The 24,933-nt window shown below is 57.8% G+C and carries 24 protein-coding genes and 3 pseudogenes; 15 read left to right on the top strand and 12 right to left on the bottom strand.

Going from position 1 to position 24,933, the window contains the following annotated elements:
- Positions 1-609: 609 nt before the first annotated feature.
- A pseudogene (locus BJQ17_RS17115) lies at positions 610-4,732 on the bottom strand (CheR family methyltransferase).
- 424 nt (positions 4,733-5,156) lie between these two features.
- Here BJQ17_RS17115 and BJQ17_RS17110 point away from each other — a divergent pair.
- The 3 genes and pseudogenes from BJQ17_RS17110 to BJQ17_RS32405 all read left to right on the top strand — a co-directional run.
- Positions 5,157-6,359 carry a zinc-dependent alcohol dehydrogenase gene (locus tag BJQ17_RS17110; RefSeq protein ID WP_060494693.1) on the top strand — a complete coding sequence of 401 codons (1,203 nt, stop codon included), beginning with the start codon at positions 5,157-5,159 and terminating at the stop codon, positions 6,357-6,359.
- A gap of 13 nt (positions 6,360-6,372) precedes the next feature.
- Positions 6,373-6,606, top strand: coding sequence for a PLD nuclease N-terminal domain-containing protein (locus BJQ17_RS17105; protein WP_014859183.1), 234 nt, complete (start codon positions 6,373-6,375; stop codon positions 6,604-6,606).
- Positions 6,607-6,638: 32 nt separating this feature from the next.
- Positions 6,639-6,986, top strand: a pseudogene (locus tag BJQ17_RS32405) (short-chain dehydrogenase); the annotation flags it as partial.
- 243 nt (positions 6,987-7,229) lie between these two features.
- On the opposite strand, the gene BJQ17_RS32140 reads toward BJQ17_RS32405, so the two are convergent.
- On the bottom strand, positions 7,230-7,508 hold the full coding sequence (locus tag BJQ17_RS32140; protein WP_060494691.1) for a hypothetical protein: 279 nt from the start codon (positions 7,506-7,508) through the stop codon (positions 7,230-7,232).
- A gap of 276 nt (positions 7,509-7,784) precedes the next feature.
- Between BJQ17_RS32140 and BJQ17_RS17090 the strand changes: the two genes are divergently transcribed.
- A complete protein-coding gene (locus BJQ17_RS17090; protein WP_060494690.1) occupies positions 7,785-8,003 on the top strand; it encodes a general stress protein in 219 nt (72 codons plus the stop codon).
- Between the two features lie 59 nt (positions 8,004-8,062).
- Here BJQ17_RS17090 and BJQ17_RS17085 read toward each other — a convergent pair.
- The 6 genes and pseudogenes from BJQ17_RS17085 to BJQ17_RS17065 form a co-directional block, all read right to left on the bottom strand.
- Positions 8,063-9,405: pseudogene (locus tag BJQ17_RS17085) on the bottom strand (cation:proton antiporter).
- A gap of 142 nt (positions 9,406-9,547) precedes the next feature.
- Positions 9,548-9,982: a response regulator gene (locus BJQ17_RS17080; RefSeq protein WP_060494712.1), complete on the bottom strand. Its 435-nt coding sequence runs from the start codon at positions 9,980-9,982 to the stop codon at positions 9,548-9,550.
- A gap of 82 nt (positions 9,983-10,064) precedes the next feature.
- Positions 10,065-10,499 carry a hypothetical protein gene (locus tag BJQ17_RS17075; protein ID WP_060494711.1) on the bottom strand — a complete coding sequence of 145 codons (435 nt, stop codon included), beginning with the start codon at positions 10,497-10,499 and terminating at the stop codon, positions 10,065-10,067.
- Positions 10,500-10,528: 29 nt separating this feature from the next.
- Positions 10,529-10,687 (bottom strand): hypothetical protein, encoded by a 159-nt coding sequence (locus BJQ17_RS31705; RefSeq protein ID WP_169725122.1) that lies wholly within the window; start codon positions 10,685-10,687, stop codon positions 10,529-10,531.
- A gap of 38 nt (positions 10,688-10,725) precedes the next feature.
- Positions 10,726-11,019, bottom strand: a complete 294-nt coding sequence (locus BJQ17_RS17070; protein ID WP_060494710.1) for a DUF6555 family protein — start codon at positions 11,017-11,019, stop codon at positions 10,726-10,728.
- 99 nt (positions 11,020-11,118) lie between these two features.
- A complete protein-coding gene (locus BJQ17_RS17065; RefSeq protein WP_004573937.1) occupies positions 11,119-11,643 on the bottom strand; it encodes a hypothetical protein in 525 nt (174 codons plus the stop codon).
- A 196-nt stretch (positions 11,644-11,839) separates the two neighbouring features.
- Between BJQ17_RS17065 and BJQ17_RS17060 the strand changes: the two genes are divergently transcribed.
- The 7 genes from BJQ17_RS17060 (at position 11,840) to BJQ17_RS17030 (ending at position 18,160) form a co-directional block, all read left to right on the top strand.
- Positions 11,840-12,697 carry a glucose 1-dehydrogenase gene (locus tag BJQ17_RS17060; protein ID WP_054881852.1) on the top strand — a complete coding sequence of 286 codons (858 nt, stop codon included), beginning with the start codon at positions 11,840-11,842 and terminating at the stop codon, positions 12,695-12,697.
- 362 nt (positions 12,698-13,059) lie between these two features.
- Positions 13,060-13,563, top strand: a complete 504-nt coding sequence (locus BJQ17_RS17055) for a CinA family protein (protein WP_060494709.1) — start codon at positions 13,060-13,062, stop codon at positions 13,561-13,563.
- A 10-nt stretch (positions 13,564-13,573) separates the two neighbouring features.
- Complete coding sequence (locus tag BJQ17_RS17050; RefSeq protein WP_060494713.1) at positions 13,574-14,080, top strand: hypothetical protein; 507 nt, start codon at positions 13,574-13,576, stop codon at positions 14,078-14,080.
- A 9-nt stretch (positions 14,081-14,089) separates the two neighbouring features.
- Positions 14,090-14,533, top strand: coding sequence for a DUF421 domain-containing protein (locus tag BJQ17_RS17045; RefSeq protein WP_060494708.1), 444 nt, complete (start codon positions 14,090-14,092; stop codon positions 14,531-14,533).
- Between the two features lie 143 nt (positions 14,534-14,676).
- Positions 14,677-15,141, top strand: a complete 465-nt coding sequence (locus BJQ17_RS17040) for a hemerythrin domain-containing protein (protein WP_063426161.1) — start codon at positions 14,677-14,679, stop codon at positions 15,139-15,141.
- A 78-nt stretch (positions 15,142-15,219) separates the two neighbouring features.
- Positions 15,220-15,468, top strand: coding sequence for a hypothetical protein (locus BJQ17_RS17035; protein ID WP_060492552.1), 249 nt, complete (start codon positions 15,220-15,222; stop codon positions 15,466-15,468).
- Between the two features lie 148 nt (positions 15,469-15,616).
- A complete protein-coding gene (locus tag BJQ17_RS17030; RefSeq protein ID WP_063426159.1) occupies positions 15,617-18,160 on the top strand; it encodes an EAL domain-containing protein in 2,544 nt (847 codons plus the stop codon).
- A gap of 115 nt (positions 18,161-18,275) precedes the next feature.
- Here the strand turns inward: BJQ17_RS17030 and xth are convergent, their stop codons facing one another.
- Together xth and BJQ17_RS17020 are read right to left on the bottom strand one after the other, a co-directional pair.
- Positions 18,276-19,073 carry an exodeoxyribonuclease III gene (xth, locus tag BJQ17_RS17025; RefSeq protein ID WP_060492550.1) on the bottom strand — a complete coding sequence of 266 codons (798 nt, stop codon included), beginning with the start codon at positions 19,071-19,073 and terminating at the stop codon, positions 18,276-18,278.
- Positions 19,070-19,312 (bottom strand): hypothetical protein, encoded by a 243-nt coding sequence (locus BJQ17_RS17020; RefSeq protein WP_060492549.1) that lies wholly within the window; start codon positions 19,310-19,312, stop codon positions 19,070-19,072. The genes xth and BJQ17_RS17020 overlap by 4 nt, the downstream gene beginning before the upstream one ends.
- 167 nt (positions 19,313-19,479) lie before the next feature.
- On the opposite strand from BJQ17_RS17020, the gene BJQ17_RS17015 reads away from it, so the two are divergent.
- From BJQ17_RS17015 to BJQ17_RS17000, 4 genes are all read left to right on the top strand, one after another.
- Complete coding sequence (locus BJQ17_RS17015; protein ID WP_060492548.1) at positions 19,480-20,019, top strand: type 1 glutamine amidotransferase domain-containing protein; 540 nt, start codon at positions 19,480-19,482, stop codon at positions 20,017-20,019.
- A 162-nt stretch (positions 20,020-20,181) separates the two neighbouring features.
- A complete protein-coding gene (locus BJQ17_RS17010; RefSeq protein ID WP_063426157.1) occupies positions 20,182-20,688 on the top strand; it encodes a sigma-70 family RNA polymerase sigma factor in 507 nt (168 codons plus the stop codon).
- Positions 20,685-21,641 (top strand): FecR domain-containing protein, encoded by a 957-nt coding sequence (locus BJQ17_RS17005; protein WP_060492546.1) that lies wholly within the window; start codon positions 20,685-20,687, stop codon positions 21,639-21,641. The genes BJQ17_RS17010 and BJQ17_RS17005 overlap by 4 nt, the downstream gene beginning before the upstream one ends.
- A gap of 137 nt (positions 21,642-21,778) precedes the next feature.
- Positions 21,779-24,223, top strand: coding sequence for a TonB-dependent receptor (locus BJQ17_RS17000; protein WP_060492545.1), 2,445 nt, complete (start codon positions 21,779-21,781; stop codon positions 24,221-24,223).
- Between the two features lie 48 nt (positions 24,224-24,271).
- Here the strand turns inward: BJQ17_RS17000 and BJQ17_RS31700 are convergent, their stop codons facing one another.
- Together BJQ17_RS31700 and BJQ17_RS16995 are read right to left on the bottom strand one after the other, a co-directional pair.
- Positions 24,272-24,436 (bottom strand): DUF6021 family protein, encoded by a 165-nt coding sequence (locus tag BJQ17_RS31700; protein ID WP_169725121.1) that lies wholly within the window; start codon positions 24,434-24,436, stop codon positions 24,272-24,274.
- Positions 24,437-24,519: 83 nt separating this feature from the next.
- Complete coding sequence (locus tag BJQ17_RS16995; RefSeq protein WP_060492544.1) at positions 24,520-24,900, bottom strand: low affinity iron permease family protein; 381 nt, start codon at positions 24,898-24,900, stop codon at positions 24,520-24,522.
- Between the last annotated feature and the right edge of the window lie 33 nt (positions 24,901-24,933).

Raw genomic sequence — 24,933 nt, 5'->3', positions numbered from 1 at the left:
CTCGCGATACAGAGTAATGGGCTTCTTCCCTGAAGACGTTTCCTGCTGCGACTCGTTCAATTTCATGGGCGTTTCAGCCGTCAATTTGCCTCGGATCAGCAGAGCGCGGCACTGCAGCAAATCCCGGTAGCGCGGTAACCGCCGGTCGGTGTATGGTCTAGAGAGCGTGAAATTTGTCCGGCATGTGAACTGGGCCGGATCCTGACCGTTTAAGCCTCTAAGGACATTTGTAAATGACCAAGGCGGACTCGATTCGAATAACGGCACAGCTGAACGCTTGCAGCCAGGCTATGACATCGCTGAGAGCCTATGAAAGGGGGCTATCAGACAGCTGTTGCACGGATCTTGAGAAACTGCGCATAAGTGCGCAGTCCAGTTCAATGCCTTGAAAGCGTTGGACGACGCCGAAAGACCCGGTGACCCAACCGCCGCCGGGTGGGCTTGGTTACTGGAAAGATAGAAGTGAAATCAAGCGGATTTCGGCTCTGAGAACAGCGGTCGGTTTATCTGAGAATAACGACCGCTGTTGACATTCAGTGAGCGGAAGAGCTACCGAAACTGACTCACTTCAGGCTGATGATCAGTCGCCACCCTCCTGCCGGCCACACGTCAGGACAATGCGCTTTTACACAACGACTCGATAGTTCCGACCAGGTCGTCATACTGCACGGGCTTGGTGAGGTGTCGGTCGAACTGCATGTCCTTCGCCACGCCATAACCGCTCAATGCAATCGCAGGCGTGTACTTATGAACCTTGCCGGCCCTAAGGGCACTTATCAGTTCATGCCCATCCATCTCCGGCATTCCGATGTCGGTAAGAATGACATCGAAGCGCTCCTGGAGTGAATGCTCAAGCGCCTGGGCAGGATCGCTGTAGCTCTTGACCTGGGCACTCTCCATTTCAAGCAGCATGCGCATCACATCCAGGACTGCTGGCGAGTCATCGACCAGCAAAACTTTGAGACCCTTCAGTCGCCCTTGGGACTCGCCGGCTTCATCCCCATCCTTCGGCTCTTTAATCAGCTCCTGAGAGAGTGGCAGCGAGACACTGAACGTACAGCCATGACCGATCCCCGCAGATCGGGCAACGACGGAGCCCCCATGCGCCTGGACCAGCTGGCGAACCAGCGACAGGCCGATACCCAGGCCGTCTCGCTGGTGGGTGGCATGCTTGGGTTTGGCCTGCTTGAACAGGTCGAATACGTTTTCAAGTTCGGCAGTAGGCAATCCGACACCGTTGTCGATGATATCGATGTGGGCGTGCTTGTCCGCCTTGCTGAGCACAATACGTACCTTGGCCGCTTCACCGCTGAACTTCAGCGCATTTTGCAGAAGGTTCCAGATCACCTGTTCCAGGCGGGTCGGGTCGCCGTCGATAATCATCGCCGGCACTTCCGCGCTCGGTTTCTCTAGGGTGATCTCTGCGTTGGGATACTCGTCGATAACGATTGAGTGGATTTCATTCAGCATGGCACCGATGTCGAGCAGGCGGGTCTTCAACTTCAGCTTGCCCGTACGAATGCGCGCCACATCGAGCAGGTCATCAATAATACGGGCCTGGCTGGTAACAGCCTCGCCGATGGCGCCGACCGCCTTGCTGGCGTTCTCGGTGTTGCGAACGGAAGGGAGCCTTCGAAGAATTTCTGCGTTCAGTTGAATCAGGTTAAGCGGGTGCTTGAGCTCATGGGACATGACGGCAAAGAACTCATCCTTCATGTGGATCGTGCTCTGTGTCTCGGCAAGCTTTCTGCTCTGCTCATCGTGCAGCCGTTTATGCCCCGTCAGGTCACGAGCAATTTTCACGTACCCCAGAGCACTTTCAGCTCGGAGCAAGGCGATTTCTCCGCTGCAGAAGAACCGGCTACCGTCCTTGCGCACGTGCCAGCGCTCATCCTCTCCGCGCCCATGCTCACGGGCATTGCGCATCTCGTTCTGGGCAACACCCGCGCTACGATCTTCAGCGGAGAAAATCAGCTCGTAGGAGGAACCGATAACCTCTTCAGCGGTGTAGCCAAAGATCAGCTGAGCGCCGGTGTTCCAGTCCGTGATCTTGCCGTGTTCATCCAGGATGATGATGGCGAAATCGTGGGTGCTTTCGGCGACCAGGCGCATGCGTTCCTGGCCCAGGCGCAGATCTTCTTCGGCCTCACGCCGCTTGGTGATATCGATGAAGGTCAGCACCGTACCATCGATATGGTCTTCGCTGGAGCGGTACGGCAGGAGCCGGGCAATGTACCAGCGGCCTTCGGCGCTGCTGACTTCCCGCTCCAGCATGGTCAGCGATTCATACACGGACGACGCGTCTTCGGCCAATTCTGGATAATTGAAGCGATGGGTGATATCCAGCAGCGAGCGCCCGGTATCCACCGGCAGCATGCTGAAAATGTCCTTGGCGCGCGGTGTGAACCAGCGGATATGCATGTTGCGGTCAACGAACACCGTGGCGATATCCGTGGAGGCAATGAGGTTCGCCAGGTAGTCGTTGATCTTGTCGGTTTCTTCGACCTTGGTCTTGAGCTCGTAATTGACCGTGAGCAGCTCTTCGTTGATCGACTGAAGTTCTTCCTTGCTGGTTTCCAGCTCTTCCGTCGCGGAGCGCAACTCCTCGTTGATGGCCTGCATTTCTTCGTTGGACGCCTTCAGCTCCTCGCTCGAAACCTCCGATTGCTCGATGGTTTCCTGCAGGTGGGTCTTGGTTCGCTGCAGCTCGTTTTCCAGACTGGCCAGCACCTTGTTCTCGGTTTGCAAATCCAGGTCGAGCAGATCGGCGCCGGGTTCGATGGACGTGACGTTGAACACGATTGTACGCACATCCTGATCGGTGGCTTCGTCTTTGAAGGGACGCGCCGTGATATCGACCAGGTAGTCGCCTTCAGGATCGTTCACCCGGATCTTGCGGGACAGCGTGGCTTTACCACTTTGCTGGGCCTGGTACAGCGTGGTGCGAAGCTCCAGGCGCAACTGCGGCATGATCAGCACCAGTACGTTTCGTCCCACTTCCCCAGTAACGTAACGCAGGAATCTGCCAGCACCCTCGTTCATGTGCAGGATGTCGCCATTGGGATCGACAATCATGCTCGGCGGCATCTGCTCAGCCATCGCCCGCTGATGGATATCGGCATAGGAAAATTTACGCGTAGGCGGCAGCATGGGTGGCGGCGCGGCAAGACTGGACAGCGCAAAGCCACCCCGGGGCATAGAAGGCGCCCGGCGATTGATGTTGGCGCCCGCTCGTGCACGGAAAATCCGGTTACGCTTGTCGACCGGCGTGAACAGGTCCGGGCAGGCATCAGCAGACTCGGACGAGCCCATGAAAAGATAACCGCCCGGCTTGAGGGCAAAGTGGACCATCTGCAACATTTCTCGCTGGATGTCCCGATCCAGGTAGATCAGCAGGTTGCGGCAGACAATGAGGTCGATCTGAGAGAATGGCGGGTCGGACAATAGGCTGTGTTTGGCAAACAAGACCTTTTCGCGGACTTCCTTGCGGACGCGGTAGTGCTCACCTTCCTTGAGGAAATACTGCCGCAGACGCGTGGGTGGCACGTCGGTGATGATCGCTTCCGGGTAAGCGCCAGCCCGGCCTACCGCAATGGCACGCTCATCAATGTCCGTGGCAAAAACCTGGATTTTGACCGGGTTGGCCTCAAGCTTCTGGTGCTCGGTACACAGGATCGTCAGGCTATACGCCTCCTCGCCTGTCGAGCATCCAGCAGACCAGATGCGCACCTCATCGGGGCGAGCTTCGTCATCGCCTGTTGACATCAGAGGGCCCAGCACGTGGCGCTCAAGCGCCTCGAAGGCTTCTCGGTCGCGGAAGAAGTTGGTCACTCCAATCAGCATGTCCCCCAGCAACTGCTTGGCTTCATCGGGCGAGTTCTCCAGGTACTGGTAGTACGCAGGAAGATCGGGTTGAGCCGTTACCTGCATGCGCCGCTCGATACGGCGCAGCACCGTCGCCCGCTTGTAGTGCTTGAAATCATGCCCGGTGCGGGTTCGCAAGAGCAGCAGGATATCCAGTAGAACCCGCGGCAACCTCACGCTCCAGCTCTGGAGAGGACGAGGCGACTTTCATATCATGAGGTGCCGGGATTTTGATGGCTCTGGTATTGCGCCATATCTCGAGAAGTTTGTGAGGGATTTCTGCTACAGGTAAGACGGCGTCGACCATACCCGTTGCTATCGCTGCCAAAGGCATCCCATCGAATTCTGCGTCGTCGGGACTTTGCACGATGGTGATCCCACCCTGCTCTTTAATACGAGAAAGACCCACGGCCCCGTCGCTACCCGTGCCGGTGAGCACAAGACAAAATGCGAATTCCTTGTGAACATCTGCCAGATCACGGAAGAAAAGATCGATGGCGACGTGGCTTCCCGCCGGACGATTAGCAGGTGTGACCTTCAGATAGCCATCATTCATGGCCAATTGACTAGCAGGAGAGATGACATAAACCCGATTTTGCTCGATGGGAGCGGTATCGGTTACCTGCATGACGGGCATGTCTGTGCAAGCCTGGAGGATCTTGTCAGCTACGCTTTCATGATCAGGTGATAGATGCAGGATGATGACAAAGGCCATACCGCTATCACTGGGCATTTGCTCGAAAAATGTTTTCAACGCGGCGAGACCGCCCGCCGACGCACCTATACCCACCACCGGGAAACGCAGATGGCTAGGGAGGATGCCCTCTCGCTCCGGCAGAGAGGTGGGAACTTTAGTTGTCGGTTTCATTATGATATCAAGATCTTGTCTGAGCTGATAGGGTGAGTGGCTGGGTCGAGGAGTGATGCTCCTGGAGGCTTCACCCGCCAGCAAAATGGTCAATTTTGGCGCGTAATCCGTAACGAAAATGCGCTGATCATGAATGCCATCATCCTGATCATAAATAACGTCTTCTCGAAGTATAGCGTTTACCTTCGCACTGCCGAGACTCCCTTCGTGCTCCGATCCGTACTATACAACGCTTAGAACTGCAGGTCCTAAGCGTTTCGACGCCCGCAATTCCTTGCTCGTCGCCACACCTCGTTCATTCCTGTTTCGAAAACAGCCTTCCCCTCCTCAAGCGTCACCACTGAAGCTGTTGTTTTGAACTTTGCATGGCATGGAAGCTTCCCCTGCATACCCCCACGTTTTTTGTGACGCAGGAGCGAGGAGCATGAGAGCACTGACTTACCACGGAGCAAACGACGTCAGGGTCGATAACGTCCCTGATCCCATCATCGAGCGAGAAGACGACATCATCCTCAAGGTGACTGCCACCGCCATTTGCGGCTCCGATTTGCACCTCTATCGAGGCAAAATTCCAGAAACCGAAGCGGGCGATATCTTTGGCCATGAGTTCATGGGTATCGTGGAAGACACCGGGAGTGCAGTCACCAATCTCCAGGTCGGTGACCGCGTAGTGATCCCTTTTGTGATCGCTTGTGGTAGCTGCTTCTTTTGCCAGCGCGACCTTTTCGCTGCCTGCGAAACCACCAACACGGGGCGGGGCTCGATCATCAACAAGAAAGGGATTCCCCCGGGCGCCGCGCTGTTCGGGTACAGCCATCTCTATGGTGGTATTCCTGGTGGCCAGGCTGACTACGTAAGGGTTCCCAAGGGTAACGTCGGCCCGTTCAAAGTGCCCACCGAGTTGGCCGATGACAAGGTACTGTTTCTCTCGGACATTCTGCCGACCGCTTGGCAGGCAGTCATCAACGCCGAGATCGGCCCAGGTTCAACGTTGGCGGTCTACGGCGCCGGACCAGTAGGCTTGCTGAGTGCCGCCTGTGCGCGAATGCTCGGTGCGCAGACCATTTTCATGGTCGATGACAGCGATTACCGCCTGGCGTATGCCCAGCAAGCTTACGATGTTGTACCCATCAACTTCGAGCGGGACGATGATCCCGCAGACAGCATCATCCGTCAGACACCAGGCATGCGCGGTGTGGATGCGGTGATCGACGCTGTCGGCTTCGAGGCCAAGGGCAGCACTGCCGAAACGGTGATGACGGCGCTGAAAATTGAAGGCAGCAGTGGCAAGGCGTTGCGCCAGAGCATTGCGGCCGTGCGGCGTGGCGGCGTCGTGAGTGTCCCCGGTGTGTACGCGGGCTTCATTCACGGCTTCATGTTCGGCGACGCGTTCGACAAGGGTCTTACCTTCAAGATGGGCCAGACCCATGTCCAGAAATACCTGCCTGAACTACTGGAACACATTGAAGCAGGCCGTCTACAACCGGAATTGATCGTCACTCACCGCCTGGCCCTCGAAGAAGCGGCCATGGGCTACAAGATGTTCGATCAGAAGCAGGACAACTGCCGCAAGGTCATCCTCGTGCCAGGCGCAGCACCCGGCACCTTGGGACCTGACTACGTATAGAGGAAGCAAAGTCATGAACGGGCTCGCCAGCTACTTCTGGATTGCCGTGGCGGCAATCCTTTTACTCATCGATCTGTGGGCCATCGTCAGCGTTTTCAGAAGCGACAAGTCAGATGCAGTCAAAGCGGCCTGGGCCCTGCTGATCGTCGCGCTACCGCTGGTTGGCCTGGGTATCTGGGGTGTTGCTGGCCCGCGGGGTATCAAGCGAGGTACGGGGCCCACTTCTGACGAGCACAGCAAAGGTTGATATTTCCGAGCTCCACTTTCAGGGGTTTCAACATGATCGATCAAGCGACAGGCATGAAATCAGGCGAACGCTATCGCGTGGAGAACGTGGAGCGCGCTCATCAGTTTCCAGGCTTCTTCCAAGACGGAAAGTATTATCTCGGCCCTGAACTTCTCACCGCCGTGGGCTGGCTTGAAGGTACGCGCTTCATCTACGACAGCCTGGATGCCGCAGGTGAACCCGTTTTTCCAAACCGGGTGGCAGGCACGATAGAAGGCCTGACGATGACCCTGGTCGATGGCACCACCCTTGAGCTCTCACGGATCGAGGCCAGCGACACCATTGTTCCGATTGCCCCCGGTGCATCGGGTACGGAACAAGAAGCGCCTGACAGTGGCGCTTGGATAAATTGCGCTCCAAAAGCCGAAGCATCATCAGGCAACCTCTTTGAGCCTCCAAGTGGCAGGAAGGGTATCGACGGAGGCAGGAGGAAGCCAAAAGACATAACGCCGCTGCTGATCGTCGCAGCGGCGCTGGGAATTTTTGTGGGTTTTACACTCACACACTCACGACGCGGGGATAGATAGGGAAGGTCTGCTTTCAGAGGAATGAGCGTGGTTTCGTTGCGAGATCACGTTCGCCCCCTACTCTGCTGACGAGTTCGTGGGGTTAACCGGACGATAGTCCTCCCCTGCTACCGCTCTCAGGTAAGCAGCGTCAGCCTCCAGGCGAAGATCGCGCCATTCCTGCCAGCAGATAATCCCTCGACGATCCATCTCATCGGCCTGGCGAAGTAGTTCCTCGTGATAGTCGTCAGGCGAGTCCATTCTCAAGGCCCTGCTTTCCAGCACACAGTACCAGGCTGCCAAACAGTTGAGCTTCAGCAATTGGGCGGCGGAGAGGTTTTTCTCGAATGTTCGCATCTGGAGGCCTCACACTCTGATGGAGGGTTGAGTCACGAAGATTGCAGAGGTTCAGTAGAGCGGTGTCAACGGCGTTGATTGTGCTCTGCACGACTGGATGCAAGCTTGATCCTTCCCAAACGTTCGCGAGCAAAGCTTAAGGGCGCCACAGGCGCCTGCGCCGGTTCTTTCGCGCAACCCGTCGGCCTTGGCCAAAACCCAAGGAGTAAACACCCCGCTCCGCGACGTCCGAGTTGAACACAGACTTTCCTGTGTGACGACATGAGGTGAAAGATCATGGCTAACAACCCAACCAATCGTGGCCATCAAGGTGGTACTGCTCAGAACAATCCTGGCAATTTTGCCAATGATCGCGAAAAAGCGTCGGAGGCAGGTCGCAAAGGCGGGCAGAGTTCAGGTGGCAATTTTGCCAACGACCGTGAGCGTGCTTCAGAGGCTGGCCGTAAAGGTGGCCAAAACAGCCACGGCGGCGGGCGCGGTAGCGAAAACCGCTAACTGGCGGTGATCAAGCGCCAGGGCAAGAGCTGCCCTGGCGCTTTTCTACTGAACGGCCATCAGGAAACCCTCTCCTTCCACGCTTCGTATCTGGCAAGAAGCGGCTGGACACTCAACCCATGCAGCAGAATGCTCAACGCCACCGCTGACAGCACCAGGTTGGTGCTCTGCGCGGCCAAAGTGGGAAGCAGCCCATGATTGAGGGCATAGAACAGGTAGTAGAAGCTGCCAATACCTCGGATACCAAACCACCCTAAAAGCCCGCGATGGCGAATATCCAGCATTCCTCGAGCGTGGAACAGCAGGATGCTGATGGGGCGAATGACAAAAAACAAAGCACCGGCAACCAGCACTGCCTGCCAGTCCCAATGCTCAATGAGCACTACCCCTAGCAGGGTCACCAGAAACACTTCCATTGCCCGTTCGATCAGGCTACCGAAAGCCAACATGTCACCCAACATGATCCCCGCTGCAACCTGCGAGTCGTCGAGTCCTTTCACATCGCCTTTGACGGCTAGCTCCGGCGCCACGTCCTGGTGACCTACCACAGGCTGTACCAGATGTTCAGCAGCCGGTTCTTCTGGGCTATTGGCGGTCTGAACCTCCGCCTGCCTTAAACCGAGGCCCGCAGCGAATACCGCGAGAAACCCATAGGACTGTATCGACTCGGCGCTCACGTATGCCAACGCAATCAGCGCAAGGGCCAGATAGTCATTGGGCGAGACGGTGCTGTCGTCGTTGCGCAGACGCAAGAACAGTGTGAGCTTGCCCAGGCCGCGCCCGTCCAGTAGCCAAGCAACAGGCCTGCGGTTACTGCCCACAGCATGTCCTTCAGCAGCCAGTCACTGAACCAGGCCTGGTCATTGTCCTGTTGCAGGAGCAGCCCGAGAATGACGAAGGGAAACGCCACGCCGTCGTTGAGCCCTGCCTCACCCGACAAGCTGAAACGCACAATATCATCGTCCTGGGCATCAACCACCTGCACCAAGGTTGCGAGCACGGGGTCAGTGGGTGCGAGGATCGCCCCGATCAGTAGCGAAATGCCCCACCCCAGGTTCAAGCCGTAATGCAGCACCAGCGTTACCCCTGCGATGCAGATCAACATCACCGGCCCCGCCAGAAAAAAGGCGCTGCACCAACGGCGGTTGTGCAAGGGCAGGCGCAATTTCAAGCCACTAAAGAACAGCGAAAACAACACCGCAACCTCTGTGAGGTGCTCCATCCACCCGCTCGACTGGCTCAAGTCCAGTTGAAGAATACCCAGCCCCGATGTACCCAGCCCGATACCCAGGGCAAGACACACTACAGACGAGGTCACAGGGATCCAGCGCAGGTAGGAGGATCAGAGTGCGAGCAGCAGCAAGACTGCGCCCAGCATGGCGAACCAGACGATGAAGGTCATTTCCGCAGACGCCCAGGGAAAGTTTCCGAGTATTTTTTGACTTTTCGGCACGCCACGTCGTTCCGCTGCGCTTGGTGGGTTCAGCCAATACCTGAGGTAAACGTAAAAAAGATTTTCAGCGCTCCGCTGCGGTCAAACTGCGCTAGAGACCTTGCTGGTCGAGCGGCGGGAGAGTTGAAGGTACATTTGCAGGGGGAAGCGCCTGGACAATAGCTTGAGCGAGCTCGTCTATCGACCACGGTTTGAAGAGGTAGGTAACGGGAGGTGTGACCTGAGAAGCATCAAGCTGGTGGCCAGAGGTCAGAATGGCGGGTAGTCCAGACCACCTTTCGTGGGCCATGGAGATGAACTCCATACCTTTGATGCTTCCCGGAACACCATGGTCGACAACGATCAACGAGCAGCCGCTCTTGAGTCCCATCAAATGAATCAAGGCATCTTCTGAGTTATCGAACCCATCGCAGATGGCGCCCAACTCGATCAGGATGTCCACCAGGAGGGTCTGTAGCGTTGGATCGTCCTCTACTACAATTACCGTCTTACCTGACAACGACAAACCCTCGATGCCGAGCTTCATCACCTTCTCCATCCCATGGTTGGATTTTCGAGTATTTCACTCATCCGCACATGCGTCGATGAGGGCTAAAGGCCACCCATGCTCAATGGCCTTCCAACTTCTTCAATTGGGCCAAGCCTTCACGCATGAAAATCTCCACGGTCTTTGGCCCTACGCCCTCGAAACTCAGTAGCCAGCGCTTGAATCCCTCAGCATTTGATCCTTGCTGCATTACCTCAAGTTGAGCAGCCAGTTCCACTTCTACCTTGTTGCCACGATCATGCAGTCGTCGGGCAGTGGATTCATCATAGCGCCCATAGCCAGCCTGACCGAGGAGTCTGACCAGTGCCGAATGAGAAGTCTGGGCAAGCTTAAGCGGCGTATCCAGACCCTCCTGATCAACAAGAACCCGGTACGCCTCCACTGCTACGGTGGATCGGATGCGCTTGCCCATGAGAAAGCTGGCCAGCAACCATCTGAACACGCCAAGGGCATCCGTGACCTCAATGCCGAGGTCACAGGCGGTTATAGTCTTCAACCTTTACTACGACGCGAGTCAGCAGATCGCTAAATGGATTCGCCATCATTCTGGATGTCTTCCTCTGCCTCTGCTGCCTCCGTGGCATCCGCGTCATTCAAAGGTGGCGACGTGGGCTTTTGGGGATCATTGATGAAGGGCACATCGCTGGGCCCTTTTTCTTCGGAGCCTTCGGTTTTCGGCTGCATGGCAATACCTCAAAGCAGATGGATCGGGGCGCGGGGCTTCAAGTACCCGCAGCAACGCCCGAGAACTTTTTGACGTCGATAGGTTGCGCTACGAATTCCGGGCCATCGCCGGCGAGCCGCCACTTCACATTGGCGATGCCGTAGCGCTCGGCCATCGGTCGACTGACCAGCTTGATTTTCTGCTGACTCAATCTCGGGATGATGCCAACGCCGGCATCGCAGCTGGCCCAGTGCCAAGCCACGGCGTTGTCCATTTTTTCCAGGCGGATGATGAACGTCCGATGCTTACCGTGCAGGTCATACTCGATTACGTACAATTGAAGTGATGGCACAAGATCCGCTCCTTGGTTGATACGCTATTGAGCGATTCCTGGAAGAGATAATTCCATCGGATTGGCAGGATGATCTGCAGCCAACCCATGCCCGAGCAGTCAGGCGAGTTGGATGTACACCGAGTAGCTACCCAGGAGCACCCAGAACACTAGAAAGATCCACGGTGTGCGCAGCGAAAACAGCAGTGATTTGCGATGACCTGCACGCGATGTCTCAGCCTCACAAAACAACGGCGACTCGTCGTAGGCCAACCCCATCAACGGCTCGCTGCGCAGCAGGTGACTTTGCTTGAGCTGCCAGTGATCGATGATGTTGTATGCCGCCCGGATGCCAGGCCAAGCGTTGAGTGAGCTCAGTACCCCGAGCAAGGCGAGGAACGCCGGTACGATCAGGGTGAACATCTCGCCCCATCCTTGATTCAGATTTCCCATTGAGGAGACGAAGGCGATGACCAGAAATGACTGCGCCGCCAGGTAGGCATCGGTGCGGTTGGCCAGGATGCTGGTTTCGTACTGGATTTCACGCCGGTAAAAATCCAGACGCTCCTTGGGAGAGCCAAACATCCTGGCATTGTGCTCGCTGATCTCGTGTTCGGGGGTCGCTGGGGTAATGATTCGAGGCACTCGCTACTCCGGGAGTTGGGCCCCGAGCGACGACATGAGCCTGGAGCTGAGTCCGGTAGAACAGGCGATGGGGCATGGAATTCAGCTGGATTGATATCCCGCACCGCTCGTCGTACCAACTGCAGATTGAAATCAACACGAGGTGGCCAGGCCTTTCGAACCGGTATGAACGTTCTCAACTGCAGGAGCTTCTACCATGCGCGACTTCCCTACCCCGCCCTTCCCTTCGCAACCTCAAAATGTACCAGGCTCACAGCGCAAGATGGAGCCCTATCCGGATTGTGGTGAGCAGTCGTATACCGGCCACAATCGACTCGAAGGCAAGATTGCACTTATCACCGGAGCAGACAGCGGTATCGGGCGGGCAGTCGCGATTGCCTATGCCCGCGAAGGGGCCGACGTCGCCATCGCTTATCTGAATGAGCATGAAGATGCGCAAGAAACCGCGCGCTGGGTTGAGTCTGCAGGCCGTCAATGCCTGTTGTTGCCCGGAGACCTGGCGCAGAAACAGCACTGCTACGACATCGTCGAAAAAACCGTTAGCCAGTTCGGGCGTATCGACATCCTGGTCAACAACGCGGCGTTCCAGATGTCCCACGAGACCCTGGAAGAAATCGACGATGACGAATGGGTGAAGACGTTCGATACCAACATCACCGCGATCTTCAGGATTTGCCAGGCAGCACTGCCTTCCATGCCCAAGGGCAGTTCGATCATCAATACCAGCTCGGTCAATTCCGACGATCCATCCCCCAGCCTGCTGGCCTATGCCACGACCAAAGGGGCCATTGCCAACTTCACTGCTGGCCTGGCTCAGTTGCTAGGCAAGAAAGGCATCAGGGTCAACAGCGTCGCGCCAGGCCCGATCTGGACGCCTTTGATTCCGGCAACCATGCCGGACGAGGCCGTCAAGAACTTTGGTTCCAGCTACCCGATGGGGCGCCCGGGGCAACCGGTCGAGGTCGCGCCAATCTATGTGCTGCTGGGCTCCGACGAAGCCAGTTACATCAGTGGCTCACGTTACGCAGTGACTGGCGGCAAACCGATCCTTTAGCGAAAAGAGGCTCGCCTTGATGGCGAGCCTCCTTTTTGGGTGGCGGTTTCAGCGTTTGTGCTGATCGTGATCACGAGCCGTTTTCTGCGCTGTCGAGTCATGGGCTGTACCGGTGGATCCATCCGGACGATGAGCATCGTTGTCTCGCTCCTCCTCCCCATGCGGCCTCGTCTGCGCCGCTGGCTTTTGCGTCTGGGTCTCTTTTTTCATGCTTTTTCCTCCCTTCGCATTTAAACAAAGGAAGCCAATCTACGGGACAAAGTTCAGGTCAGTGTCACTTCAGGAGATGGGCGGGCAACAGGGGCGATGAACCAATTACCTCAGGACCGCGTCCACTGCAAAACAAGCGAATAGACTCTGAAATGGAAAACGACCCTGTACTGGCCGCCCTCGGCTATCTCAAAAACAACAAATTGATTTTGACCACAGCGGAATCGTGCACTGCGGGCTGCCTTGTGGCTTTGTTGGCGGCCGTACCTGGTACAGGAGAGGTGCTGGAAAGCGGCTACGTCGTCTACTCACCTGGCGCCAAGAAACGCCTGCTGAGGGTCAGCCCCGAAACCATCGAACGATACGGCCTGACCAGCGAAGCAGTAGCCTGGGAAATGGCCTTGGGCGCCTTGAGAGACAGCGATGCGAATGTGGTGATCGCCACCACCGGGGTAGCCGGGCCGGCGCCCGAATCCGGGATACCACCGGGGACGATGTGCTTTGCCTGGGCTTTCGCCGGCGAGCCAATAGCCGTTTTCACGCGCACTCAGCGTTTCTTCGGCGAGCGGTCTGAAGTCATGCGCCAAGGCGCCCTGTTCGGATTGGCCCGGCTCTCCCACTATCACCAGCGCTGGTTACGCGGTGAGCGCGCCTGAGGGGGTGGTCATGTCGGAAGATGAACTGATTTCCAGGCATCAACCTGTTCAAGAAGACATGCCGATGCAGCAGCGCGTCTGGCGCTTTGAGCGCGTGGGGTGGTACGTGCTCGTGGCCATCGTATTGCTTGCCTTGGCAGGCCTGTTCGGTAATGGCCCGTTGAGCGATGCCCAGGTGGTAAGCCAGGATGGCCGGGTACGGGTCGAGTACCAGCGCCTCAGCCGAAGCGGCACGACAGACAGTCTTTTCATCACGGTTCAGGGCATCCCTGGTCAGCCGGTGGAGGTGCAACTCGAGGGATCATTGCTCCGTGACGCCAGTATCGAGACGTTACAACCGGAGCCACAACGGTCGCTGTCGCACGGCCAGGCCATGCTGTTCCAGTTGGGTACCAGGCAAGATGGCGTGGCCACCTTGTACCTGACCCTTCGAAGTGAGCACGTAGGCACTCTGGAGGGCAACGTCAGGGCTGGCCCTGAAAGCGCCGTTCACTTCTCCACATTCCTTTACCCCTAGGAGTGCGTCATGGATTCGATCCTCCGCGCAGCCGGGATGTACGTTGCCCTCATGCTGCTGTTTCGCGTAGCCGGGCGGCGCTCGCTGGCTGATTTGACGACCTTCGACTTCGTGTTGTTGCTGATCATCGGAGAAGCCACCCAGCAAGCGCTTCTGGGCGACGATTTTTCATTCACCAATGCCATGCTGGTAATTACCACGCTGATCGTTCTGGACGTCGGCCTTTCGCTCGCGAAGCTCAACTCCAAGTCTTTGGCCAGGTTTCTGGATGGGCACGCTACCCTGGTTGTCGAGAATGGGCGCTTTCTGCATCGCCGCATGCGTCGGGCACGCCTCACGGAGGACGATATCCTTGAGTCAGCGCGGGACAGCCAGGGCATTGAGCACATTGAGCAGGTCAAGTTCGCCATCGTCGAACGCAATGGAAAGATTTCGATCATTCCTGCCGAATGAGGCCTGGGGGCAACAGTAAAGCAACGACTACCGCCTCGCACACACACGCGATGATGCCAGCCATCGTAAGCATTGAACCGTGTCACTCCGTGCGTACTCAACCACGAGCAAGTGCTAGCTGATTCCGTGATGAGGTAACGCCAATGAACGCTATCGACTTACTGATCCAAGACCACAAGCTGGTGAAAAAGCTGCTCGAAGAGCTGTCGACCACTACGGAGCGAGCGGTAAAGAAACGGGCTGAGTTACTCCACAAAATTGAGCAGGAGCTACAGATTCACACCGCGCTCGAAGAAGAAATTCTCTATCCGGCCATCAAGGAAGCGGGTGGCAAGGAAGAAGCGAAGATGTACTACGAGGCCAAGGAAGAACACCGGACTGTCGACGCCCTCGTCCTGCCCGACCTTATGCATACCGAAACCGGCACCGTCGAATTCGCCGGGCGGGTCAAGGTCATGAAAGAGTTGTTGGAGCATCACATCGAGGAAGAAGAAGGCGATCTCTTCCCCACCGCGAAGAAACTGCTCAGCAAGGACACCCTCGAGGAGCTTGGGCAAACCATGGAAATGCAGAAAAAGATCCTCAAGGGCGAGCAGCGAGCGACTTAAGCAAGTGAGCACCTGCCAGCGCCCTGAACGCTGGCAGGTGATCAGCTTCAGATTCCCCATCATCAGTTGGAAGGTTTCATGGAATATTGGATTGGGTTACTTGAATGGCCTGCCATGGTGATGACCGTGGTGGCAGCCTGGTGCATCGGTTCGGGCCGTCCGGGCAGAAGGAAGACAGGATTCTGCTGTTTCATCGCAAGCAACGTGCTGTGGGCCGTGTGGGGCTGGCAAGCACATGCCTGGGCACTGATAATCCTGCAGTTCTGCCTCTGCGCGATGAATTTGCGGGGGTGGCGGAAGAACACGCAACTGGAAATTGCCGGGTGATAACGCTCTGACAAGCAGGTGGCCCAGCGATGCTGCCCGTATTCGTCTATCTACGGCGCCTTTCGCCCACCACCGGTCGTCAGTTCCATCGACCTCCATGCCAGCTCACCGGTCAACCCTGGGAGACTTCGACCGCGACGGTGAATCAATGGACGTGCTTGCTGACAATGATATGTCGACCCGTAGTCACGTGGTGGGGCAACTCATCATGGTGTTCTCCTTGATCTTGTTGTTAGCCCTGTTGCTGGGGCTGTTCTCCCTCTACCGCCTCGCCGGGGCGCTCGACGTCCAACAAATGGAGCAAAGCCGTTTTCATGCTGATTCGGCTATCAAACAACTGCAGAAGAGCGACAGGACGTTCCTGCTGACCCACACTGATTGGCAGGCCGCCTATGATCACCTGGGGAGGCAGGTCGACACGCATTGGGCATACATCGAGGACAACGTAGGCGCCACGCTCTTCACCGCCGATGGGTATGAGGGAGTATACGTGCTCGATGATGAGGGTACCCGCTACGCCATGCTGGAAGGTCAGCTCAGCCAGCAGGGGCTTGAGCAGCTCACCTCCAGTGCTGACAAGATCTTGCACCTTGCTCGCCAAGCCGCCCAGCATGACCAGGCGACTTCAGGATATATCGTATTTCGTGGCCTGCCGGCGTTGTACAGCGCTGCACTGATACGTCCACAGGCCCAACCCCACCACCTGCCGAAACCCACAGCAGTGATGGTGTTCATTCGCGTTCTCTCACCGAAGGTGCTGTTGGTGCTGGGCGAGTTGGCGGGGTTGTCCGGCGTGGCTGTAAGCGATTCGACCGAGCAGCGTAAAGGGCGTGGTGTTCTCGCCCTCCAAGGCATCGGTCTCGCCCTGAGCTGGGATTTACCGCAGCCTGGCACCCAATTGATCAAGACAGTAATTACGCCCCTCGCTATCGCCGTGCTCCTGATTGCGCTGACCATTGCACTGTTTGCACGCTATGCGATGCGGGCCAGCACGAGGATCGATCGTAGCCACCATGCGCTCATGACATCCAGGGCTGCCCTGCAATCGAGCGAAGAGCGCTTCAAGGCTGTGGCCGAAGCCGCATCGGACTGGATCTGGGAAACGGATGTGCTCCTACGGCTAACCTACCTGTCGGACCGTTTTAGCGAACTTACCGGGCATCCTGTAGAAGTATGGCAACAGCGCCCGATTACCGAGCTGCTGTCGTGTGATACCAGCCATTTCCAGACCTGGCTTCATAGTCTGGCTGCGACAAGCTCTTCCGGTACCCTACGCTGCCAGTATCAGGATCATCTGGGCCAACAGCGTATTTGCAGAATCGCTTCCCGCGCAATCGTGGATCAGAGCGTCTGTACCGGGTTTCGTGGCACTTGTAGCGACATCACCGACGAAGTAGCCGCACATGCCCAGATTCAGCATCTCTCTTTGCACGATGCCCTTACCGGGCTGCCGAATCGCAATAAGCTGTTTCGGTTCCTCGAACAAACCATGAGTAGCACTGGGCCACTCCAGGTAGCGCTGCTGATACTGGATCTTGATAATTTCAAGCCGATCAACGACAGCCTTGGGCATCCGGCAGGCGATGCGGTGTTGCTCGAGGTGGCCGGCCGCCTTGGTCAGGTTACCCGCGACAGTGACCTGGTTGCCCGCTTGGGAGGCGACGAGTTCATCGTCGTAGTGACCCGGCCAGGGGATCGCAAGGACATGGACCGATTCTGCATCCGCTTGATCGAGGCAATCAGACGACCCATGCAGGTCGAGGGGCATAGTGTTCAAGTGGGTGTGAGTCTTGGTGTCGTGATGTCGGCCGAATATCCCGGTACGCCAACCGATTTGATCCGCTACGCTGACGTGGCTCTTTACAGCGCCAAGCAGGCGGGCAAAAACACCTGGCGCTTTTTTTCAGCGCAACTGAATGCAGCATTGATGGACAAGCGTGTCCTGGAAAGCGAACTACGCGATGGCATACCACGTGGCGAGCTTGTGCTGCACTTCCAGCCGCGCTTCAAGGTCGACGGGGTGTCGCTCGCATCGGCTGAGGCCCTCGTGCGTTGGCGACACCCACGCCTGGGCCTGCTACACCCGGATAGGTTCATCCCGCTGGCCGAAGAGTCTGACCTGATCGTGCTGCTTGGCAACTGGGTGTTACAGGAAGCCTGCAATAAGGCGCGCGGCTGGCCACAGACGGTAATCGTATCGGTAAACATGTCGCCGGCCCAGTTCAGCCGCAGCGATGTAGTTCGCGACGTCGGCGACGCATTGCGCACCACCGGCCTGCCGGCCCATCGACTGGAACTGGAAATCACTGAAAACGTCATGCTCAACGACGTTGAAGGCGCTCTGCATACCATGCATGCACTGAAGGAGCTGGGCGTGCGCCTGAACATGGACGACTTTGGGACCGGTTACTCCTCTCTGGGTTACCTGCGTACCTACCCGTTCGACAGCATCAAGATTGACAAGCGCTTCGTTCAGCATCTGGGTAAGAGCGGCAGCGACCGCAGCGTGGTCCAGGCCATCATCAATCTTGGCAACGCAATGGGTATGACGGTAACTGCCGAAGGTGTCGAGACCGCAGAGCAACTGGCCCTCCTTAGCGATGACCAATGCCATGAAGTGCAAGGTTTTCTGCTCAGCAAACCGCTGGAAAACGAAGCGCTGATAGGAATGATGAGGGAGCAGATCTCATGAGCGAATTCACGTCTCGGAGAACGCGATGAGGGGATGTGCGTGTAACTTTCCCGATGGGTGCCAAGTCCAGACGCCGGTCTAATTCACCCGTTCCACGGATCATCCCCGCTGACAGCTAGCGTTGCTGGCGGCGCCCGCCCAACTGGATCCAGACCGGCGCATGATCACTGGCCTTGGCTTCGTTGCGCACCCAGGCATCCACGCCCGCCCGCCTCAGATAAGGGCTGAGATCAGGGTTGAGCAGCAGGTGATCAATACGGAGCCCGGCATTGCGCGCCCAGTGATTGCGAAAATAGTCCCAGAACGTGTAGATGCGCTGCTCGGGATACAGGTGACGAACAGCGTCGACCCAGCCCTGCGCCAGCAACTGTTGGAAACACGCCCGCGATTCAGGTTGCAGCAGCGCGTCCTTGAGCCATGAGCGCGGGTTATAGATGTCCAGATCGGTGGGCACAACATTGAAATCGCCCGCCAACACCGCAGGATGGCTGCTGCCATGCAGTGTTTGGGCATGCTTGATCAGGCACTCGAACCAGCGCAGTTTGTAATCGAACTTGGGGCCGGGTTGCGGGTTGCCATTGGGCAGGTAAAGGCAGCCCACCAGTACACCATGCGCCGCAGCTTCCAGATAGCGGCTCTGCTGATCGTCCTGCATGCCGGGCAGCCCGCGACGCACCTCCAGCGGCTCGCTATCACGCGCCAGGATCGCCACGCCGTTCCAGGAGGGTTGCCCTTGGTACAGGCAACCATAACCTGCAGCTTCGATGGCCTGGCGAGGAAACTGCTGATCGGCCGCCTTCAACTCCTGCAAGCAGGCAATGTCCGGTTGCTCCCGCTCCAGCCAGGCCAACAGTGCGGGCAGGCGGCTGCGGATGCCATTGATGTTGAAGGTGGCGATCTTCAGCGCTTTCATGCGTCAGGGTCGCTCACGTGAGCCTGCACGGCATCTTCCAGTGCCCGGATATGTGCCTCATCGGCCAGTGCCTTCAGCCTCAACCAGTCATCCCAGTCAATCGCACCATCGTCCCGTAATGCCTCGGCGGTGCGAACCAGTTCATGGTGGTAGGCGTCCGGCGATTCGCGCCGGTAGCTGATGTCGTCGTACTGCGCGTACCAGGCTTCAAGTTCAGGAATGCTGCGTTCGATGTTCATGACGGCCGCCTCGTTCTATCCCTGCTAGTGAGAGCCCTAGTGCTGCGCAATGTTCAACCGCAACGGCCAGTCGGTCAGCATCCCATACCACTGAAGGAGTGCATTGGAACTTCTCACCCCGTCCGAGACGTCCCACATCCACACCTGGCAAAAACGGAGATTGAACGATGAGTGCAAAACTGAGTGGCAAGCGCGTTGCCTTTCTGGTCACCGATGGCTTCGAACAAGTGGAGTTGACCGGACCTCGCGAAGCCTTGCAGAAAAACGGGGCCGTGATCGACATCCTGAGTGACAAGGAAGGTACTGTCCGCGGCTGGAACCATGACAAGCCGGCCGATGAGTTTGCGGTGGACGCGACGTTCGACAGCGCCCACCTCGACCTTTACGATGCCATCGTGCTACCGGGTGGGGTACAGAATTCCGACACCATCCGCCTGATACCTGGCGCCCAGAAACTGGTCAAAAGCCACAATTCGGCCAGCAAGCCACTGGCGGTAATCTGCCACGGCGCCTGGCTGCTGGTATCGAGTGGACTGGCCAAGGGCAAACGGATGACCAGCTACAAGACCTTGCAGGATGATATCCGCAATGCAGGTGGCCACTGGGTCGATGAAGAGGTAGTGGTGGACGGCAACCTGATAACAAGCCGCAAGCCGGATGATATCCCCGCCTTCAGCGAGCAATTGGTCAAGGCCCTTGCGGGCTAGCTCCCTGACCTGTGAACTGGCAAACACCTGGTTTGCCAGTTCAACACACCAACTCCGTTTGCACGCATTGACCTGACTTTTGCTGCAACGGTTTGCAAAACCGGCACACCACCTTACAATCGCGATTAATTCCCATATGCATCTGATTAGCGGAAAGGTGAAGTGCCCATCGACACCCCACTGCAACCCATTGACAGCCTGTATCGCGATCACCACGGCTGGCTGCAAGGCTGGCTGCGCCACTGCCTGGGTGATCGCGAGCGGGCGGCGGACATCGCTCAAGACACCTTCCTGCGCCTGCTGGTAACCCGCCGCCTGCCGGAACAGCGTGACGGCCGTCGATTCCTGGTGCAGATCGCCCGCAACCTGGTCATAGACCAGTGGCGTCGCCAGCGTATCCACCAAGCTTATCTGGAGAGCCTCGCAGCCCTGCCCGAGCCAGAGACGCCGTCACTGGAAACCCGCGCAATCGTGATCGAAACCCTGATGCAGATCGACGCCATGCTCGACAACATGCCTGCAAAGGTACGCGAGGCATTTCTGCTGTCGCAATTTGAAGGGCTGACCTACACACAGATCGCAGCTCGGCTGGACGTCAGCGTCAGCTCGGTACAAAAGTACATGCTCCGCGCCATCACTGCTTGCTATCAGGTCCTGTACGCTGAATGAAAAACGCCAGCGAAGCACCGCTCTCCCCCGCAATCTTCGAGCAGGCCAGTCATTGGCTCATGCTGCACTGGAGCGGTGAGTTCGAAGCGGCACAACAGCAGCGCTTTCTTGAATGGCGCGCCGCGGACCCGGAGCACGATCGTGCATGGCGACGCCTGGAGCGCCTGCAAAGTACCCTGAGCGGTGTCCCTGCGGATACAGCACTAGGGGTGCTGCGCGAGCTGCCCGATGCGCGTCGTCGGCAGACGCTCAAGCTGCTTGGCATGTTGCTGTTGGCCGGCGGGAGCGGCTATCTGGTGCATTCGCATTCCCCTTGGCGCGAAACCATGGCAGACCTGCGCAGCGGCACTGGCGAATGTTTGCGACGCTCGCTGGTCGATGGCAGCCGGCTTAGCCTGAACAGCGGCACTGCGGTTGATATCCGCTTCAACACGTCAGAGCGGCGCATTTGCCTGATTGCTGGAGAACTGCTGCTTGAAAGTGGTCATGACCCGGCGCAGCGCCCGCTGATTATTGAAACTGCAGAGGGGGAAATCCAGGCGTTGGGCACACGCTTTTCCGTGTACCAGCGTGAGGGTGGCAGCCATGTCGAGCTGTTTGAAGGCGAGCTGAAGTTGCGTCCGCGGCAGGCGCCCGCCAGCCGCCTGCAGGCAGGACAAAGTCGTTGGTTTTCCGCCAATCGCCTCGGCGACCTCGGGCCAGCCAACCTCAACACCATCGCCTGGCTAGACGGCCGCTTGATCGCCGAACGCATGCCGCTGGGGCATTTCGTCGCCGAACTGGCTCGCCATCGTCCCGGCGTGCTTCGCTGCGACCCCGCTGTAGCGCAGTTGCCACTGACGGGGGTGTTTCCCCTGGCAGACACCGACCGCGTGCTAATGGCCGTTCAGCAGTCGCTACCCGTAAAAATACACAGATTGACGCGCTTCTGGGTCAACGTCAGCCCGGCTTAGAAACGCAGAAGGCTGCTGGCCGTCTGCTTCCGGCCTGAATGGCAAAAAAGAGTTTGTGCAGTGTTGTCGTTTTGGTCGAGTTGTACGGGATACCTCTTGAAACCCATCAACAAGCCTTCTCAAGAGGATCGTTCAGAGTGTCGCACCTGCCCACGCCAACCCGTTCACGGCTGACCCACCACATCCTGCTTGCCAGCTTGCTCGGCGGCGCCCCTTTACTGCTTGCCGTGCCTGCAGCACTGGCCTACGCAAGCGAACAGACACGCCAGTACGCCATCCCGGCTGGGGGCCTTGATCAGGCGCTGAACCGTTTCGCGAGCCAGTCCGGCATCTTGCTGTCCGCAGACGCACAATTGACCGCCGGCAAGCATAGCCCGGGGCTCAGCGGCACCTACTCAGTGAGTGACGGCCTCGCCCAACTGCTGGCCGGCACCGGCCTGCGCGTGCTCAAGCGTGCGGACAGCTACATAATAGAAGTGGCAGCGGACAGCGAAGGTGCCCTGGAACTGGGGGCGACTACCGTAACCGGCGCACTGCTGGCTGGCACCACCGAAGGTACCGGTTCATACACCACACGTTCAGCGCAGACGGCCACCAAACTGCCATTGTCCCTGCGCGAGACACCACAATCAGTCACGATCATCACGCGCCAACGCATCGAGGACCAGAACCTCGCCAACCTCAACGAGGTGGTGCAGAACACCCCTGGGCTCACCCTGCGCCGGACGGGCCCCGAACGATCCTCGTACTACGCCCGGGGGTTTTCCCTCGACAACATCATGTATGACGGCCTGCCCACCAGCCTGGACAGCTCACAGGTGTCCCAGGACCTGCTGTCGGCCGACATGGCCATGTATGACCGGGTCGAAGTCGTGCGCGGTGCCACCGGCCTGATGCAGGGTGCGGGCAACCCTGCTGCATCGATCAACCTGATCCGCAAGCGGCCGACGCGGGAATTCCAGGCCAGCATCGAAGGCAGCATGGGCAGTTGGGACCGATACCGCACCGAGGTCGATGTCTCCGGGGCGCTCAACGACAGTGGAACCGTTCGCGGCAGAATGGTGACGGCGTATCAGACCGGCAACAGCTACCGGGACACCCTGGAAAACGAACGCAACCTGTTCTATGGCATCCTTGAGGCCGACCTGGACGACAGCACCACCTTGACCCTGAGTGCATCGCGCCAGCAAGACAACAACAATGGCAACGGCTGGACCGGCCTGCCAGTGGGCTTCGACGGCAGTGACCTGCATTTGTCACGCTCTACGTCGCTGAGCAGTGACTGGGAGTATTGGGACAAGACCAGCACCTCTGCCTACGCGGCACTGGAACACCTGCTGGACAACGGCTGGAAGCTCAACATCTCGGCTACCAAGACCTGGGCCGACCTGGACATGCTGGGCACCTATCTGGTCGCTAACACCACCACCCAGGCCTATAACCAGTTCGTCGGCGCGGGCCACTATCGGGAAACCCAGAACAGCTTCGATGCCTACGCCAGCGGCCCGTTTCGCCTGATGGACCGAGACCACGAACTGGTGGTCGGCGCCAGTCACCGGCGGGTGGTGTTCAACGGGGACGTGCCCTACAACATCTTGCTCAACAGCAACATCGACCTTTACAACTGGGACGCTGGCGCCACGCCAAAACCGCCGAGCCAGGACAAGTACGGCTGGCAGAACACCAATGCCAAGCTCAACAGCGTTTATGCCACCACACGCCTGAGCCTGGCCGACCCGCTGAAGCTGATCCTGGGCAGCCGCCTGGACTGGTACGACAACACCACCTCCTCGCCCTACAAAGGCACCGCCCCGAGCGAGCTCAAAGTCACTCGGCATGTCACCAGGTACGCCGGCCTGATCTATGACATCAACGAGCATCACAGTGTGTATGTCAGCTACACCGACATCTTCAAACCCCAGAACTACCGGGATGCCTCCGACAATATCATTGCGCCGATCACCGGGAAAAACTATGAACTGGGCATCAAGGGTGAGTACTTCGACGGGGCACTGAACGCATCGGCCGCCCTCTTTCAGATCGACCAGGAGGACCGCGCGAAGTCATTTACCGACGGTTGCCCTACGGCTCCCACTACCCCGTGCTACGAAGCGGCAGGCAAAGTGCGCAGCAAGGGCATAGAACTGGAGGTTCAGGGCCAATTGACGCCTGATTGGCAACTGGCTGCGGGTTATACCTTTGCCGAAGCCAAGTATGTCAAGGATGCCAAGAAGGAAAACGAGGGCCGCCTCTTCGACACCGATATTCCCCGCCATCTGTTCAAGATGAGCACGTCCTACACCCTGCCAGGGCAATTCAACCAATGGCGTGTGGGGGCCTCCCTTTATCACCAGAATCGAATCTACAACAAAAACACCACCTACATGATCGAGCAGGATGGCTACACACTGGTGGACTTCATGTTGGGGTTCAAGCCGACCGAACACATCGATGCGCGCGTCAATCTCAACAATGCGTTCGACAAGAAGTATTACAACGCGCTCAGCAACTCTGTCACGGTGCCGAGCAGCGTTTACGGAGAGCAACGCAACCTGATGCTGTCGCTGAAGTACACATTCTGACAGCTGCGCTGCCCCCGGCTCTCACACAGCCGGGCACGCTAGCCAGGCTCACGGTTTCTTTTCTACATCCCTGGGTGCTTTCGCCGGGCCTTGTGGGTCCAATTGAGGGTCGTCCAAGTCCGGAGAGTCCGGGTCGAACCCCAGGTCCTCATCCTTCGTTGCATGATCGGAAGAATGGGGGCCTTTTTGCCGCTGCTCGTCGGGTTTGTTCATCATCCGTTCTCCGAGTGTGTGTGTGTGTCACCGTCACGGCCTTGCCCCTGCCTAGACAACGCCATGGCTTGTTCCTGAACATTTCAATGGGGATCGTCCCTGCCTGGGCCCGCTTCGTCGTGCTCCCCCAGTTGCTGGTACCGCTTTCGAAGCGCATGGAGTTCAGCAGGCCCCATGTCCTCAAGGTCGAGCAATGCCTTGTGCGCCCGTTGGGTAGTGCGCAACAGTTCGTCCAGTTTGATGTGCAACTCGTCGCTATCACGGTTTTGGGTATTCTGGATCAGGAACACCATCAGGAACGTGATGATTGTGGTCGACGTGTTGATGACCAGCTGCCACGTGTCGTTGAAATGAAACAAGGGCCCACTTACGCCCCAGGCTATGATCAACATCAAGGCAATAAAGAAGGTCAACGGCCGCCCGCTGTGGTTGGCTAGCCATTGTGCAAAACGATCAAATTTCATCGCTGAGCCTCCTTCGTGGTGTACCGCGGTGCA

Source organism: Pseudomonas sp. NBRC 111139, from assembly GCF_001753955.1.
In the GTDB taxonomy this organism is placed as follows: Bacteria; Pseudomonadota; Gammaproteobacteria; order Pseudomonadales; family Pseudomonadaceae; genus Aquipseudomonas; species Aquipseudomonas alloputida.
The sequence above is the reverse complement of the archived record's forward strand: the minus strand, read 5'-3'. Positions and strand labels throughout refer to the sequence as shown.